This is a genomic window from Maribacter sp. MMG018 (assembly GCF_018100785.1).
Classification (GTDB): Bacteria; Bacteroidota; Bacteroidia; order Flavobacteriales; family Flavobacteriaceae; genus Maribacter.
In genome coordinates, this window is the sequence record NZ_JAGJEC010000002.1 from 1233443 (window position 1) to 1248168 (window position 14726).

Below are 14726 nucleotides of genomic sequence, written 5' to 3' on the forward strand. Positions count from 1 at the left end.
GGGCCGATCTTCTAATTACAAAATAAGTATCTTTGACTAATCAATAACAGGAATGCAGTTTAAACATCCAGAAATTCTTTGGGCCCTTCTACTCCTCATCATTCCCATTATTGTTCACCTTTTTCAACTTCGCAGGTTTAAAAAAACGCCTTTTACGAACGTAAAATTGCTTAAAAAGGTAGTTTCTGAATCACGAAAGAGCAGCTCGCTAAAAAAATGGTTGATCCTACTTTGTAGATTAGGGCTATTTGCCGCATTGATCGTCGCTTTTGCACAACCCTTTAGTGCCAACAACGAAGCGCTGAAACCACAAGAGACCGTTTTTTACATTGACAATTCCTTTAGTTTACAGGCAAAGACACCGAACGGTACCTTGCTACAGAACACCATTCAAGATTTTATAAAAGAAACCCCTGAGAACAGTACATTCTCTCTATTTACAAATGATAGGGTGTTCGAAAATGTAGCCATCAAAGATATTAGAAACGACCTTATAGACCTTGCACCAAGTGTAGGGCACTTACAATTGGATCAAATTATATTAAGGGCCAATAGTTTGTTTTCTAACCGAAAAGAGACATTGAAAAAAACGATTCTCATCTCCGATTTTCAAACATCGATGGGACCCTTACCTACCGATTCGCTGCCATCGGATCTTTATTTTATTAAATCACCGACGCAAGATATTACGAACATCTCCATTGATTCTGTTTTCATTTCAAAATCGAACAATGAGATTATAGAGCTTACCTCTTTGCTGTCGTCCAATAAAAGTATGGATGCCACCCCGGTTTCGCTGTACAACGGCGACAAACTTATTGCCAAGACCGCCGCAACATTCGATACCGACAAAAAGGCCGCCGTTACTTTTTCGGTGCCGGCCGGCGAGGCGATCTTGGGCAGGATCGTCATCTCCGACACAGGGCTTTTGTACGACAACCAGTTTTACTTTAACCTTAATACGGTAGCAAAAATAAAGGTACTGGCCATTTCAAATGCCGAGGCGGAATACCTGCAACGGATCTATACCGAAGACGAATTTGATTTTACGAATACCGACCTGGCCAATTTAAACTATGGCAGCCTTGAAGATTATAACCTGATCGTTCTGAACGAATTGGAACAAATTCCGACCGGATTGTCGACCGTACTGAACACCTTTACAAAAAATGGGGGCAGTATCGTCATTATTCCCGCAACAGAGATCCAAGTAGATTCATACAACCAACTGTGCTCCACTTATTTTAATACGACCTACACAAAAAAAATAGAGCAGCCGGTGGCCATCTCCGAAATTGCCTTTGACCATAACATCTATACCGATGTTTTTGAAAGAAACGTTGCCAATTTTCAATACCCAAAGGTGAACGGTTATTATGGTTTACAAACCAATGCACAAATAGCCCTTGCACTACAGAACAAGGCTCCGTTTTTAGCGGGCAACGATAACGTTTACTTTTTTAGCGCCGCTATATCGGACGACAACGCCAACTTTAAAAACTCGCCGTTGATCGTACCTACCTTTTACAATATTGCCAAAAGCAGTTTAAAACTGCCGTCTCTATACACCACCTTGGGCGAATACACCGAGTTGGAAATACCCATATCACTATCAAAGGACAACATACTTACCGTTGTTAAAGACGACTATGAGTTTATTCCCCAACAAAGGTCCTTACCAAAAAAAGTACGGCTTATTTTTGAGGAAAACCCCACCACCGACGGTATTTTCGAAATACGGGACAACGGCCAAAGTTTACAGAACATTAGTTTTAACTATAACAGAACAGAAAGTCGTTTGTCATATTTAAATCTAGAAAACCAAGAGAACATCAACTATTACGACACTATTCTCAATTTCTTTGAGGATACGCAAAAAACAAATCGCATCAACGAATTTTGGAAATGGTTTGCTATTTTAGCGCTGGTATTTGTAGTGTTAGAAACCATACTCCAAAGACTATTAAAATAACCCTTAAATGAACGTACTCTTAAAATCGGTCAAGATAGTAAATGCTGAATCGAAAGAATTTCATCTAAAGAAAAGAGATATTTTAATTAAAAACGGAGTGATAGAAAAGATTGCTCCCAGCATTGAACCTCCCAGCAAAACAAAGGTTTTAAGTCACAAGAACATGCATGTTTCGGTAGGTTGGTTAGATACCGGGGTAAGTTTTGGCGAACCCGGATACGAAGAAAGGGAAACGATAACCAATGGACTTAAAACTGCGGCAAGTAGCGGTTTTACAGATGTGATACTGAACCCCAACAGTTTTCCGTTGCCCGACAGTAGTTCTGATATCGTATTCTTTAAAAATGCGGCCAAAGACCATTTGACCGATCTGCACCCACTCGGAAACCTTACCACCAACGGAAAGGGCGAGGACCTAGCGGAGCTTTTTGATATGAAAAATGCAGGTGCGGTCGGGTTTTACGATTTTAAACACGCCATCGCCAACCCGAACCTTTTAAAGATCGCCCTACAATACGCACAAAATTTTGATGCCATCGTTTTCTCTTTTCCCTTGGACCAGCATATCGCGGGAAAAGGTATCGTAAACGAAGGTATTGTTAGCACACGCCTTGGTCTAAAGGGTATACCCGCCATGGCAGAAGAGCTGCAGGTGGCTAGAGACCTTTTTATTTTAGAGTATACCGGCGGTAAACTGCATATACCCACCATTAGCACGGCACATTCGGTAAAACTGATCGCCGCGGCCAAAAAGAAAGGCTTAAACGTGACCTGTAGTGTGGCGGTCCATAACTTATTTTTTACCGATAAGGTTCTAGAAGAATTTGAGACCGATTATAAGGTGCTTCCCCCTTTAAGAACCAATGCCGACACAAAAGAATTAATAAAAGGTGTTAAAAACGGCACCATCGATTTTGTAACCTCCGATCATATACCATTAAACATTGAAAGGAAGAACGTAGAGTTCGACAATGCCGATTATGGCACCATTGGCCTAGAAAGCAGTTACGGGGTCTTGAACCAAATATTCGATACTGAAGAGACCATTGAAATATTGACCCGTGGAAGGGAACATTTCGGATTGGAGATTCCAGAATTAAAAGAAGGGGCGAAAGCAAACCTGAGCCTTTTTGAACCGGAAGCAACTTATAATTTTACTACCGAACATATTTTGAGCAGTTCTAAAAACGCTCTTTTTATAAACCAGCAATTAAAAGGAAAAGTGTTGGGAACACTCGCCAACAATAAAATGGCCGTAAACTTTTAACTATGGAAACAAACCAAAAAATTCCAGGAAAGACCACGGGCATCATCGCCTACCTTACCATTGTAGGGGCCATTATCGCCATAACGATGAACGTTGAACCAAAGCACGATTTTGCACGTTTTCACACACGCCAGGCATTTGGCATCCACTTATTGTTTCATGCCTTTGCCCTGTTTTCAAGTGTGTGGTACAACCAATACGGACTTTACGGATTATACCTGTGTTACATTGTACTTTGGGTATACGGCTTCATTGGCGCCCTCAACAATAAAAAACAATTAGTACCTATAGTCGGACCCTATTTTCAGAAGTGGTTCACCTTTATACAATAATATATTATGACTACCGCTCCCCTATCTTTAGAACACCTTATAAGACCCTCATCATCGACCCAAGAAAAGGCTCCCGTGCTTTTTATGCTGCACGGTTACGGCAGTAACGAGGAAGACCTATTTTCTTTTGCTTCAGAACTACCGGCAGACCTATGTATTATATCGGTTAGGGCACCATATGCGCTTCAACCCTTTGGTCATGCATGGTATGCCATAAATTTTGATAATGAAAAAGGCAAGTGGAGCGACGATGAACAGGCGATAGAATCTAGGGAAAGGATCGTAAAATTTATAGACGAGGCCTGTGAGGCCTATTCGTTGGACAAAAACAATGTAAGCCTTTTAGGGTTTAGCCAAGGTACTATCCTCAGCTATTCCATAGCCCTGTCGTACCCAGAAAAGATAAAAAGGGTCATTGCGCTAAGTGGTTATATCAACGAGAATATCTTGGCCGAAAACTACCGGAACAACAACTTTGAACAATTAAAGATTTACACCTCCCATGGTCAGGTAGATCAAGTGATCCCGATTGAATGGGCACAAAGAACCCCGGCATTTCTAGATAAACTTGGTGTAGAAAACGTATTTGAAGAATTCCCTACAGGCCATGGGGTATCGCCACAAAACTTCCATTCCTTTAAAAAATGGATGATAGCGAATTCTTAATTGTTTCTGGTATACAACAGATGGTCGACTAACGTAAAATCTACGCCCAAATCATCTTTTAGTTCGTACTTGATCAGTAATTCGCCCCAATATTTACCATCTGAAAAATCGGTCAGGATCCACTTATGGTTCAACACCTTGATCTTGTTGATCTTAAAATCGTTCTGCATTCCCTCGTAGGGCACCAAAGGGTTATCACCTTCAGACTCATTGGTCTCCAACAATTTATCGGAAATATATCTCGACGGGTTTTCTAAATCTAGATGCTCATAGTACGCCAAGGCATCATCATTATTTTCTAAAGAAAAGTATTGCATTTCCAATACACTGAGTTCTGCCTGTTGCAGCGAATCCTTTAAATTTTCCACCTTGGTTTCCAAGGCCTGGATCCTGGCATCACTTGCCGCTGTCATTTTATTGGAACTGACAAACAGATAAAGGCATATTAAAGCCGTGAAAATAAATAAGTACAGATATATTTTATTCTTCATAATTTAAATTTGTATGCTAAGATTATCATAGGCCAAATGTACATTATCTGGCAAACTTTGTTCTACTTCTTCATGAAAGCCCAATAAATGGCTTATATGGGTAAAATATGTTTTTTCAGGTTTTACCTTGTTCGCAAAATCCAGGGCTTCCTCCAAATTAAAATGTGAGTGGTGGGGCTCTATCCTTAAAGCGTTTACGACCAAGACCTTGGTGCCCTTTATTTTTTCCAACTCTTCATCTTCCATAGATTTTACGTCCGTTAAATAGGTGAAATCACCTATTCTATACCCTAAAACCTTTAACCTATTGTGCATTGCCTCTATTGGCACGACCGTTTTACCGCCCAACTCCATAACCATATCCTTATCCACATAATTAATGGCCACGGCGGGCGCTCCGGGATAACGGTTCTTTGTTTCAAAGATATAATCGAATCTTTTCTTTAACGACTTCACTACCCTTTTATGCGCATAGATAGGAATGTCGCCCTGCCTAAAAAAAAACGGGCGTATATCGTCTATACCGGCCGTATGATCCGAATGCTCGTGGGTAAAAAGAATACCATCCAATCTGTTCACCTTGTTCGTCAACATCTGTTGGCGAAAATCGGGCCCACAATCTATAACATAGTTGTAATCGCCCCAAGACAACAGAACCGATACCCTTAAACGTTTGTCTTTAGAATCGGTACTTAAGCAAACAGGGTGATCACTTCCAATAATCGGAATGCCTTGCGACGTGCCCGTACCTAAAAATGTTACCTTAAAATCTCGCTTCATTGCCCCAAATTTAATTCTTATTCCTTAAAAATTAGTGCGATTATTTAGAAGATAGATGGGAATGGTTGGTTTAAATAAACGATTAACGAAACTTATAGTATTTTTTTGTCCGTAATGCCCGTAAGATAACCCATTCTTTATAACTTTGCTCTAAACAACAATTTATAATGGCTTCAATTTTAAAGAGAGAAAGTGTCTTTGAGAATATCCCTTCGATTAAAGCTAAAACTTTAAGAATAAACTTAAATCCCGATATCTACGGAACATTTGCAGAGATCGGAGCGGGACAGGAAACAGCGCGACATTTCTTTAGATCTGGAGGTGCCTCCGGTACCATTGCGAAGGCCATGAGTGCCTACGACAAAGATTTTAGTGATGCCATATATGGTATCGAAAATGATGGAAGATACGTTTCACAAGCTCGTTTAAAGACTATGCTGCAGTACGAAATGCAGTTGATGGAAGAACGTATCAGTAAAAAAAAGCATCCGGAAAGGGTCTTTTTCTCTTATGCCAATACCGTAGCTACCATTGATTTTTCTAAACGATACAAAGGTCATGGATGGGTAGGAATACGTTATCAACTGGATCCGGACCAAAAAGAATACGACGAAATTGTACTGCACATTCGTTTTAAACAGAACGAAGCCAGACTACAGCAAGAAACATTGGGTATTCTTGGTGTAAACCTAATTTACGGTGCTTTCTACAAATATCACAAGCCCAAAAAGATGCTTAAATATTTGTACGACCATATTGACAAGGATACCTTGGAAATTGATATGATCAATTTCTCTGGCCCTAACTTTAAAGAGGTGGACAACAGGTTGATGAGCCTTCAGTTGATTAAAAATGACATGACCGATGCGGTGATGTTCGGCCCTGACGGAAACAACCTTTTACCAGCCTCTGTGCTCTACAAGAAAAATATCTTGGCCATGCGTGGTAGTTTTAGACCTGTTACCAAGGTGAACAGCGACATGTTTCACAAGTCGTACGATATTTTTATACGAGACCCGCAAGTAGAAGAAAAAAATACTATCGTAATATTTGAGATAACCCTATCTAACCTAAAAGCGTCTGGAGAAATAGATGAGGAAGATTTTATGGGCAGGGCCGAACTTTTATGCTCCCTTGGGCACTCTGTAATGATTTCAAAATTTCAAGAGTATTACCGATTGGTAGAGTACTTTAACAACTATACAAAAAACAGGATCGGCCTTACTATGGGGGTCAATAATTTGGTGGATATTTTTGACGAAAAATACTATCGCCATCTAAGCGGTGGTATTCTCGAAGCCTTTGGTAAACTCTTTTTCAAAGACCTTCAGGTATATCTTTACCCAATGAAGAACCCTGATACAGGGCAGATCATGACCAGTAACAACATAAAGGTACACCCAAGAATGAAAGAGCTTTACAAGTTCTTTAAGTACAATGGCAAAGTAATGGACATTATAGATTACGAGCCAGAGATCATGCATATTTTCTCTAGGGATGTATTAAAGAAAATTATGAACGGTGAAGATGGTTGGGAAGAAATGCTACCTGAAGGTATTGCAGAGATCATAAAAGAAAAGAAGCTGTTCACTAAAAAGGAACTGGCACCAAAAGAAGAAGATAAATAAAAAAAAGCCCCTGACAGGGGCTTTTTTTTATTCTGCCAATAATTGGGCAGCGTGATCTTTTGTCTTGACCTTATCTATTACCTTGGTCACTACCCCTTCTCCATTTACCACAAAGGTTTTTCTATGAATTCCGTCATACTCCCTACCCATGAACTTTTTTGGGCCCCATACGCCAAACGTATTTATTACCGTATGATCTTCATCGGCCAATAACGGGAACGGAAATTTATATTTGTTTTTAAAGTTCTGTTGTCTTTTTTCAGAATCGGCACTAACCCCCAACAGCTCGTATCCTTTATCCTGCAGCTCTTTATAATTGTCGCGTAAATTGCACGCCTCGGCCGTACAACCTGGGGTACTTGCCTTCGGATAGAAAAAAACAATTAAATTTTTACCGGAATAATCCGATAAATTAATAGTATTGCCATCTTGATCTTTGGCTGAAAATGAAGGTACCTTGTCCCCTACCTTTAATGTATTCATAGTCAATTTCTTTAAAGTCGTTAACTTATAGACCGTAAAATTAAACAATATATGACGAAGGCAGAAAAAGTGTCATTTGTAATTTCAACGCTACAGGAGCTTTACCCCGAAATACCGGTGCCCTTAGACCATAAAGACCCCTATACCCTATTGGTGGCCGTTCTTTTGTCCGCCCAAAGTACCGATGTTCGCGTAAACAAGATAACACCGTTACTTTTTGAAAAAGCGGACAATCCTTTTGATATGGTAAAATTGACCGTTGAAGAAATTAGGGAAATTATAAAGCCCGTGGGCTTGTCTCCCATGAAATCGAAAGGTATATACGGACTCTCTAAAATTCTTATCGAAAAATATAATGGCGAAGTACCCAAAGACATCGAACTTTTAGAAGAATTACCGGCAGTAGGCCACAAAACTGCAAGTGTGGTCGTTTCACAAGCCTTCGGAATACCTGCTTTTCCGGTAGATACGCATATTCATAGACTGTTATATAGATGGGGATTTAGCAATGGCAAAAACGTGGTACAGACAGAAAAGGATGCAAAAAGACTTTTTCCAAAAGAACTATGGAACAACTTACACCTACAGATTATATGGTACGGTCGTGAATATTCGCCAGCGAGGGGCTGGGATCTTGAAAAAGACATCATTACCAAAACTATAGGTAGAAAAACGGTACTGAAAGAATATTATAACAAAAAAAAGACCCGCTAATGCGGGTCTTTTTTAGTTTAAAAAGGTTTCGAACCTTAATTCTTTATATTCAATTTCATAAAGTGCTTGCGAATAACTTAACAAAAAGTTTATTGTCTTTGGACATACTTTGCTAAATTCTGCCTTTTCCCGATAATTAGTGTAAATTTTTTCCATATTTCCATTGTTGTTACATTAAATTAACGCAACTACATCAGAAATATTGTTTTAACCGTATACGGTCTACTAATTTGTAAGCACTATGTTGTTTTTTTCAATAATCTTTCTAAGGTTGATCAAAGCATATCTCATTCGCCCAAGAGCCGTGTTTATACTTACTCCCGTGTTTTCTGAAATCTCTTTGAAGCTCATATCCTTGTAGATACGCATAATCAAAACTTCTTTTTGATCATCTGGAAGTTCTTCTACCAACTCTCTTAAATCTGTATCTATTTGATCTTTTATCAATTGTTTTTCGGCATTCAACTTATCATCGCCGATCACGGAAAAAATGTTAAAGTCATCGCTGCCCTCGAACATTGGCATTCTTTTGTTCTTTCTAAAGTGGTCAATAATCAAGTTGTGAGAAATCCTCATTACCCATGGCAAGAACTTTCCCTCTTCACTATAGCTACCTCTTTTCAAGGTTTTAATTACCTTGATAAAAGTATCTTGAAAAATATCTTCCGTTACATCCCTGTCCAATACTTTAGAGTAAATAAAACTCGTAATACGTTGATTGTGTCTATTGATAAGGATTTCCAAGGCTTTTTCATCGCCACTGATATAATCTCTTACTAGTTCTGAATCTTCTATTTGTAATTCCATATTAGTTGTTTTCATTTAGGTGACTGGTTGGGGAATCCTGTGTGTTAATAATTGTGTTTAGTTATTTAATTCTGAGATAAAACTATATAAAACCCCTCCTGTAGGAAAAAGTATGTTGTCAAACTAGCTTTTTATGATGTGAAACAACGAAAACCTATTTCTCAGTACAATAAATAAGGGCTTTACTAGTTATTGGCGAAGAATACCAATATACTTATAATAAGGTATATACAATATTATTAAGGTAAACCCTCCTTATTATATACATATATCCTTATATATCATACATATAAAGAAAAACCCCCAAGGAAGGTTCCTTGGGGGTTTTTATATGATAGATTGTTTTTTCTAATTCAGATTACTCTCATATTTGATTCCATCTGCTTCCATCACTTGTAACGACTTAGAGTAATCCAGTAAAAACTTAATGGTCTCCGGTTTTGCCGATACTAATTTGTGTTTGTTCTTTTTGGTCGTGTAAATTTTTTCCATATTCCTCTTCCGTTTTTCTTGGTTCAATATTACAACGCTAGAGGAATAAATATAGTAAAACTCTTCGACCTGTGACCAATTAATCGGTTAAAACTATACTATTTGCTTCAACCAGCTTTCTAAGGTTGATAAGTGCATAACGCATTCTACCCAAAGCAGTATTGATACTTACTCCCGTATTTTCCGATATTTCCTTAAAACTCATATCCTTGTACAAACGCATTTCCAACACCTCTTGTTGGTCTTCGGGCAACTTTTTTATCAGTTTGGTCAAATCTGTTTCGATTTGTTCCTTAATTATCCGTTTTTCTACATTAAGCCGTTCATCTCCCATTAAAGAGAATACACTAAAGACATCGGACCCTTCGAACATGGGCATTCTGTTACTTTTTCTAAAGTGATCTATAATAAGGTTATGTGCAATACGCATTACCCAAGGCAGAAATTTACCCTCTTCATTATAAGCACCTCTTTTTAAGGTTCTTATAACTTTCATGAAAGTGTCCTGAAAAATATCTTCGGTCAGTTCACGGTCTCCTACTTTAGAATAGATAAAACCTGTTAAACGCGCATTGTGTCTATTGATAAGAACCTCAATGGCCTTCTCATTACCGTTAATATAATCCTGAACTAATTGGGAATCTTTAGTAGCCTGTTTCATAACTTTACTTTTTGGGGTTAAAACCCACTCCCTACATCAATGTGACTAGGGTTAATTTGGGTCTTATTCTAACTTAAAAAGTAATTTTGCGTTATAGGCTAAACGTATTTTATTGAGAACCAAAGATAAAAAAAAATAAATACTCTAAAAATTATGTGAAAAAACACCTTCCTATTTTTAGATTACCGCTATTTAATCGCCTAGAAAAGTACCATATCGTATCTTTGCGAATTTAGAAATTGCTATGCCCGTTATATCCCAAGTAAACCCCAAGAAGAACATCATTATTAAAGGTGCAAAACTTCATAACCTTAAAAATATAGATGTTGTAATCCCCAGAAACAAATTGGTAGTCATAACCGGACTCTCGGGATCCGGTAAATCTAGTTTGGCGTTCGATACCCTCTACGCAGAAGGGCAACGACGATATGTTGAAAGTCTTTCTTCGTATGCAAGACAGTTCTTGGGCAAATTGGACAAACCCAAGGTAGATTACATAAAAGGTATAGCCCCGGCCATTGCCATTGAACAAAAAGTAAATTCTACCAACCCAAGATCAACGGTGGGTACCACAACAGAGATCTATGACTACATTAAACTGCTATACGCACGTATCGGCAAAACCTTCTCCCCAATATCTGGTGAAGAGGTCAAAAAAAATACGGTTTCGGATGTCATTAACTATGTAAAGTCTTTTGAAGAGAATACCAAGCTTCTTTTACTGGCCCCTATTCAAATCAAGGAAGACCGCGATTCTATAAAATCGCTGGAGCTATTTTCAAAGCAAGGTTACGCCCGTATAAAATATCAAGGAAAAGTACTCAGAATAGATCAAGCGCCCGAAGATATAGGCAAAGAATTTGATCTTGTCGTAGATAGGATCATCACCAAAGATGACGAGGATTTTTACAATAGATTGGCAAATGCCGTAGATTCGGCCTTTTTTGAGGGAAAGGGACAATGTGTTATTGAAACCCTGAACGATTCGAAACAGCGTGTATTCAGCAATAAGTTTGAACTTGACGGAATGCAGTTTTTAGAACCGAACGTTCATTTGTTCAGTTTTAACAACCCGTACGGTGCCTGTCCAAAATGTGAGGGTTATGGTGATGTAATCGGAATAGACGAAGATTTGGTAGTACCCAACACGGCGCTATCGGTTTATGAAAATGCCATTTTCCCATGGCGGGGCGAAAGTATGAGCTGGTACAGGGATCAATTGGTAAACAATTCCTATAAATTCGATTTCCCCATCCACAAGCCTTGGTTTGAGCTGAGCGACGAACAACGTAAGTTGGTTTGGGACGGTAACGAGCACTTTATAGGGTTGCACAAATTCTTTGAAACCTTAGAAGAGAAAAGTTACAAAATACAGAACAGGGTAATGCTCTCCCGTTACAGGGGCAAGACAAAATGTAGCCTTTGCAACGGAAAACGATTGCGCAAAGAAGCGGATTATGTAAAAGTTGGAGGTACATCTATCTCAGAACTGGTAGAACTTTCGATAGAAAGGTTAATAGCGTTTTTCGGACAACTTGAATTAAGTGACCACGATTTAAAAATTGCGGATAGGTTACTTAAAGAAATCAATACCCGACTCGGGTTTTTAGATAAGGTAGGTCTTAACTACCTTACCTTGAACAGAAAATCGAATACGTTATCGGGTGGTGAAAGTCAGCGAATAAATCTAGCCACGTCTTTGGGCAGCAGCCTGGTAGGTTCTATGTATATTCTAGACGAACCAAGTATTGGCCTACACCCAAAAGACACCGAGAACCTAATCGAAGTATTGCTTTCTCTGCGCAATTTGGGAAATACCGTAATTGTAGTGGAACATGACGAGGATATCATGAAAGCTGCAGATCAAGTTATAGACATAGGACCGGAAGCCGGTACCCACGGTGGAGAAGTAGTGGCGCAAGGCACTTTAGAAGAGGTGTTAAAATCTACCTCCCTAACGGCCAGCTACCTGAACGGCAGTATGGAAATTTCAATTCCGAAAGAGAGACGTACCTCTAAAAATTATATTGAAATTATAGGATGTAGGGCCCATAATCTCAGAAATATCAATGTTACCTTTCCTTTAGATATGCTTACCGTGGTTACGGGAGTTTCCGGAAGCGGCAAGAGTACCTTGGTAAAAAAATTGTTATACCCCATTATCTTAAAAGAAGTTGGGGGCTATGGAGAAAAGGCCGGACAGTTTACCTCGGTATCAGGTAAATACAAGCATATTAAACATGTAGAATTCGTAGACCAGAACCCTATCGGGCGCTCTTCTCGTTCTAACCCAGTAACCTATATAAAGGCCTACGATGATATACGTAACCTTTTTGCAAACCAGAAATTAAGTAAAATACGGAATTACCAGGCCAAACATTTTTCTTTTAACGTAGACGGCGGGCGATGTGAGAAATGCAAAGGAGAAGGAGAAATTACCGTAGAAATGCAGTTTATGGCCGATGTTCATTTAGAATGTGACACCTGTGGTGGAAAACGTTTTAAAAAAGATGTGCTGGAAGTTACCTTTAACGATGCCAATATTGATGATATTCTAAATATGACCATTGACGATGCCATCGACTTTTTTGAAAAGGGCCTACAAAATAAAATCGTTTCAAAATTGAAACCATTACAAGATGTTGGTTTGGGTTATGTAACCTTGGGACAATCTTCCTCTACCCTATCTGGTGGTGAAGCGCAACGAATTAAACTGGCTTCGTTTTTGGTAAAGGGATCCACAAAAGACAAAGCTCTGTTCATTTTTGATGAACCTACCACCGGATTACACTTTCATGATATAAAAAAGTTATTGAAATCTTTTAATGCCCTTATTAAAAAAGGACATTCCATTGTAGTTATAGAGCACAATATAGAACTTATAAAATGTGCAGATTATATAATTGACCTAGGTCCGGGTGGTGGAGAAAACGGGGGACAATTATTGGCCGAGGGTACTCCAGAAGAAGTAGCGAAAAGTAAAAAATCTTTTACCGCCAAGTACCTAAAAGAGAAGATTTAATTGAGAAACACATTTTAACCCCGTAAACAACATCAATTCAAACAACTGATTATCAGTTAAATACAACCATTGTCTAAATTTTGGCACGCTGTTTGGTATAAGTAAAGCGAGTGTAAATATTTACGCTCAGAATTTTAAAACCTTATATCATGAAAAATTTAGTACTCCTTTTTACGGCGATGATCTTGGGCACACCCAGTGTCTTTGCCACAAGTACGAACGAAGATAAGGTTGCAACCAGCAATGCTTATAGAAACAACAACTCATTTATATTTGTTGAAAACGGAATTACCTTTTCCGTTTACCCAGATGGAGAGTTCGACTTTTATATAGAAGATTACGTTACTGGAAGTAAAAACGGAATTACATTTAATTCTGGTTATGATTATAGCCCCTATGCCCAATATGATGATTATGGTGCAGTAATACAAGTAGAGAACGTACCTATATATTATGATTACTACGGTCGTGTAAGTCAAATTGGCGATGTTAATATCAACTATAGAAACAATAGGATACGTAGTATAGGCGGAATGTATGTCTTCTATGACAACAGGGGATTTTACAATTATCACACCGGATTCATAAATATCTATAACAGAAATTACGTGTTTCGTCCATTTCACAGATGGTTTGTTAGACCTGCGATCGGATTTAGCCTTGTGCTCAATAGACCTTACAGAAGGTATTACACACCAATTAGGTATACTTTTCATAAACCATATAGGTTCAACAAAAGAAGGGCTTATGTAAAAATTGGAAAAGAACACAGGTACAACAAAGTAAGACGTGAAAGAGCCAACATTTACAGAAACGACAAAAAAGTAGCTGTAAGAAGCAATTCTTATAGAAGTAACAGAAGCGTTGCCGCAAAAAACAAAGGGTACAGAAGCAATAGGGCAATCGCCTCTAACAATAAGACACGTACCAATAGGAGCGCCACTGTTAAAAGATCTACCACTGTAAGACGTGGAAACAATGTTGCGACCGCTAACAAAAAAAGAACTGTGGTCACTAAAAGGAAAGTTACAAAAACACCACGTAGTACTACTGTTAAAAGAACCACTACTACTTATAAGAAACCCACAAACAAAAATACCGGGGTACGTAGTAGCCAAGGGAAAACCCAAAGATCGGTAGCACAGACCAAAACAAAGAGAAGTATTACCAGATCCGTAAACAAAGCACCTTCTACCAAAAGGAGCACTGTTAGCAGAAGTAGTAGCTCACGATCGATAAGCAAGGCTTCTACCAATAGTAGAAAAAGTACTAGCTCTAGATCAGTGTCCGCTAGAAGAAATTAATAAATAAAGTTTTTAAGATAGTTTTTAGGTTAGTTAGTTGTATGGCCCTGAAGTGGATAAATTCACTTCAGGGCTATTTTTTTATACTATTTCGGACAACCTATATA

14 protein-coding genes are annotated in these 14726 nt (G+C 38.6%); 8 read left to right on the top strand and 6 right to left on the bottom strand.

The genetic code is table 11. From position 1 onward, the window contains the following. Nucleotides 1-52 precede the first annotated feature (52 nt). The 4 genes from J8L85_RS13695 to J8L85_RS13710 are packed head-to-tail and all read left to right on the top strand — an operon-like array spanning nucleotide 53 to nucleotide 4237. Nucleotides 53-1972 carry a BatA domain-containing protein gene (locus tag J8L85_RS13695; RefSeq protein ID WP_211018080.1) on the top strand — a complete coding sequence of 640 codons (1920 nt, stop codon included), beginning with the start codon at nucleotides 53-55 and terminating at the stop codon, nucleotides 1970-1972. A 7-nt stretch (nucleotides 1973-1979) separates the two neighbouring features. Further along, nucleotides 1980-3239 carry a dihydroorotase gene (locus J8L85_RS13700; RefSeq protein ID WP_211018081.1) on the top strand — a complete coding sequence of 420 codons (1260 nt, stop codon included), beginning with the start codon at nucleotides 1980-1982 and terminating at the stop codon, nucleotides 3237-3239. A gap of 2 nt (nucleotides 3240-3241) precedes the next feature. Further along, nucleotides 3242-3571 carry a hypothetical protein gene (locus J8L85_RS13705; protein WP_211018082.1) on the top strand — a complete coding sequence of 110 codons (330 nt, stop codon included), beginning with the start codon at nucleotides 3242-3244 and terminating at the stop codon, nucleotides 3569-3571. Nucleotides 3572-3577: 6 nt separating this feature from the next. Continuing rightward, on the top strand, nucleotides 3578-4237 hold the full coding sequence (locus J8L85_RS13710; RefSeq protein ID WP_211018083.1) for an alpha/beta fold hydrolase: 660 nt from the start codon (nucleotides 3578-3580) through the stop codon (nucleotides 4235-4237). Here J8L85_RS13710 and J8L85_RS13715 read toward each other — a convergent pair. Both J8L85_RS13715 and J8L85_RS13720 read right to left on the bottom strand, forming a co-directional pair. Further along, nucleotides 4234-4728, bottom strand: coding sequence for a hydrolase (locus tag J8L85_RS13715; RefSeq protein ID WP_211018084.1), 495 nt, complete (start codon nucleotides 4726-4728; stop codon nucleotides 4234-4236). The two genes, J8L85_RS13710 and J8L85_RS13715, sit on opposite strands and share 4 nt — an antisense overlap. A 3-nt stretch (nucleotides 4729-4731) precedes the next feature. Continuing rightward, entirely contained in the window at nucleotides 4732-5508 is a 777-nt protein-coding gene (locus tag J8L85_RS13720) for an MBL fold metallo-hydrolase (protein ID WP_211018085.1), read from the bottom strand. A gap of 167 nt (nucleotides 5509-5675) precedes the next feature. Between J8L85_RS13720 and J8L85_RS13725 the strand changes: the two genes are divergently transcribed. After that, a complete protein-coding gene (locus J8L85_RS13725) occupies nucleotides 5676-7136 on the top strand; it encodes a TonB-dependent receptor (protein WP_211018087.1) in 1461 nt (486 codons plus the stop codon). Between the two features lie 27 nt (nucleotides 7137-7163). Here the strand turns inward: J8L85_RS13725 and bcp are convergent, their stop codons facing one another. Further along, entirely contained in the window at nucleotides 7164-7619 is a 456-nt protein-coding gene (bcp, locus tag J8L85_RS13730) for a thioredoxin-dependent thiol peroxidase (RefSeq protein ID WP_211018089.1), read from the bottom strand. 51 nt (nucleotides 7620-7670) lie between these two features. On the opposite strand from bcp, the gene nth reads away from it, so the two are divergent. Then, the gene (nth, locus tag J8L85_RS13735) at nucleotides 7671-8333 is read left to right on the top strand and encodes an endonuclease III (RefSeq protein ID WP_211018091.1); all 663 of its coding nucleotides are present in this window, start codon (nucleotides 7671-7673) and stop codon (nucleotides 8331-8333) included. 225 nt (nucleotides 8334-8558) lie between these two features. Here nth and J8L85_RS13740 read toward each other — a convergent pair whose 3' ends face one another. The 3 genes from J8L85_RS13740 to J8L85_RS13750 form a co-directional block, all read right to left on the bottom strand. Continuing rightward, complete coding sequence (locus J8L85_RS13740; protein ID WP_047247836.1) at nucleotides 8559-9140, bottom strand: sigma-70 family RNA polymerase sigma factor; 582 nt, start codon at nucleotides 9138-9140, stop codon at nucleotides 8559-8561. A gap of 348 nt (nucleotides 9141-9488) precedes the next feature. Further along, complete coding sequence (locus J8L85_RS13745) at nucleotides 9489-9632, bottom strand: hypothetical protein (RefSeq protein WP_198146879.1); 144 nt, start codon at nucleotides 9630-9632, stop codon at nucleotides 9489-9491. A gap of 79 nt (nucleotides 9633-9711) precedes the next feature. Continuing rightward, the gene (locus J8L85_RS13750; protein WP_211018093.1) at nucleotides 9712-10293 is read right to left on the bottom strand and encodes a sigma-70 family RNA polymerase sigma factor; all 582 of its coding nucleotides are present in this window, start codon (nucleotides 10291-10293) and stop codon (nucleotides 9712-9714) included. Between the two features lie 244 nt (nucleotides 10294-10537). Between J8L85_RS13750 and uvrA the strand changes: the two genes are divergently transcribed. Further along, nucleotides 10538-13315 carry an excinuclease ABC subunit UvrA gene (gene uvrA / locus J8L85_RS13755; protein ID WP_211018095.1) on the top strand — a complete coding sequence of 926 codons (2778 nt, stop codon included), beginning with the start codon at nucleotides 10538-10540 and terminating at the stop codon, nucleotides 13313-13315. A 149-nt stretch (nucleotides 13316-13464) separates the two neighbouring features. After that, a complete protein-coding gene (locus J8L85_RS13760) occupies nucleotides 13465-14619 on the top strand; it encodes a hypothetical protein (RefSeq protein WP_211018097.1) in 1155 nt (384 codons plus the stop codon). Nucleotides 14620-14726 lie beyond the last annotated feature (107 nt).

What these genes read in the sequence shown, in the direction of transcription:
- J8L85_RS13715 (WP_211018084.1), bottom strand. Translation starts at nt 4,728, where the DNA reads ATGAAGAATAAAATATATCTGTACTTATTTATTTTCACGGCTTTAATA.
- J8L85_RS13695 (WP_211018080.1), top strand. Translation starts at nt 53, where the DNA reads ATGCAGTTTAAACATCCAGAAATTCTTTGGGCCCTTCTACTCCTCATC.
- J8L85_RS13720 (WP_211018085.1), bottom strand. Translation starts at nt 5,508, where the DNA reads ATGAAGCGAGATTTTAAGGTAACATTTTTAGGTACGGGCACGTCGCAA.
- J8L85_RS13750 (WP_211018093.1), bottom strand. Translation starts at nt 10,293, where the DNA reads ATGAAACAGGCTACTAAAGATTCCCAATTAGTTCAGGATTATATTAAC.
- J8L85_RS13725 (WP_211018087.1), top strand. Translation starts at nt 5,676, where the DNA reads ATGGCTTCAATTTTAAAGAGAGAAAGTGTCTTTGAGAATATCCCTTCG.
- uvrA (WP_211018095.1), top strand. Translation starts at nt 10,538, where the DNA reads ATGCCCGTTATATCCCAAGTAAACCCCAAGAAGAACATCATTATTAAA.
- J8L85_RS13705 (WP_211018082.1), top strand. Translation starts at nt 3,242, where the DNA reads ATGGAAACAAACCAAAAAATTCCAGGAAAGACCACGGGCATCATCGCC.
- bcp (WP_211018089.1), bottom strand. Translation starts at nt 7,619, where the DNA reads ATGAATACATTAAAGGTAGGGGACAAGGTACCTTCATTTTCAGCCAAA.
- J8L85_RS13710 (WP_211018083.1), top strand. Translation starts at nt 3,578, where the DNA reads ATGACTACCGCTCCCCTATCTTTAGAACACCTTATAAGACCCTCATCA.
- J8L85_RS13745 (WP_198146879.1), bottom strand. Translation starts at nt 9,632, where the DNA reads ATGGAAAAAATTTACACGACCAAAAAGAACAAACACAAATTAGTATCG.
- J8L85_RS13740 (WP_047247836.1), bottom strand. Translation starts at nt 9,140, where the DNA reads ATGGAATTACAAATAGAAGATTCAGAACTAGTAAGAGATTATATCAGT.
- J8L85_RS13700 (WP_211018081.1), top strand. Translation starts at nt 1,980, where the DNA reads ATGAACGTACTCTTAAAATCGGTCAAGATAGTAAATGCTGAATCGAAA.
- nth (WP_211018091.1), top strand. Translation starts at nt 7,671, where the DNA reads ATGACGAAGGCAGAAAAAGTGTCATTTGTAATTTCAACGCTACAGGAG.
- J8L85_RS13760 (WP_211018097.1), top strand. Translation starts at nt 13,465, where the DNA reads ATGAAAAATTTAGTACTCCTTTTTACGGCGATGATCTTGGGCACACCC.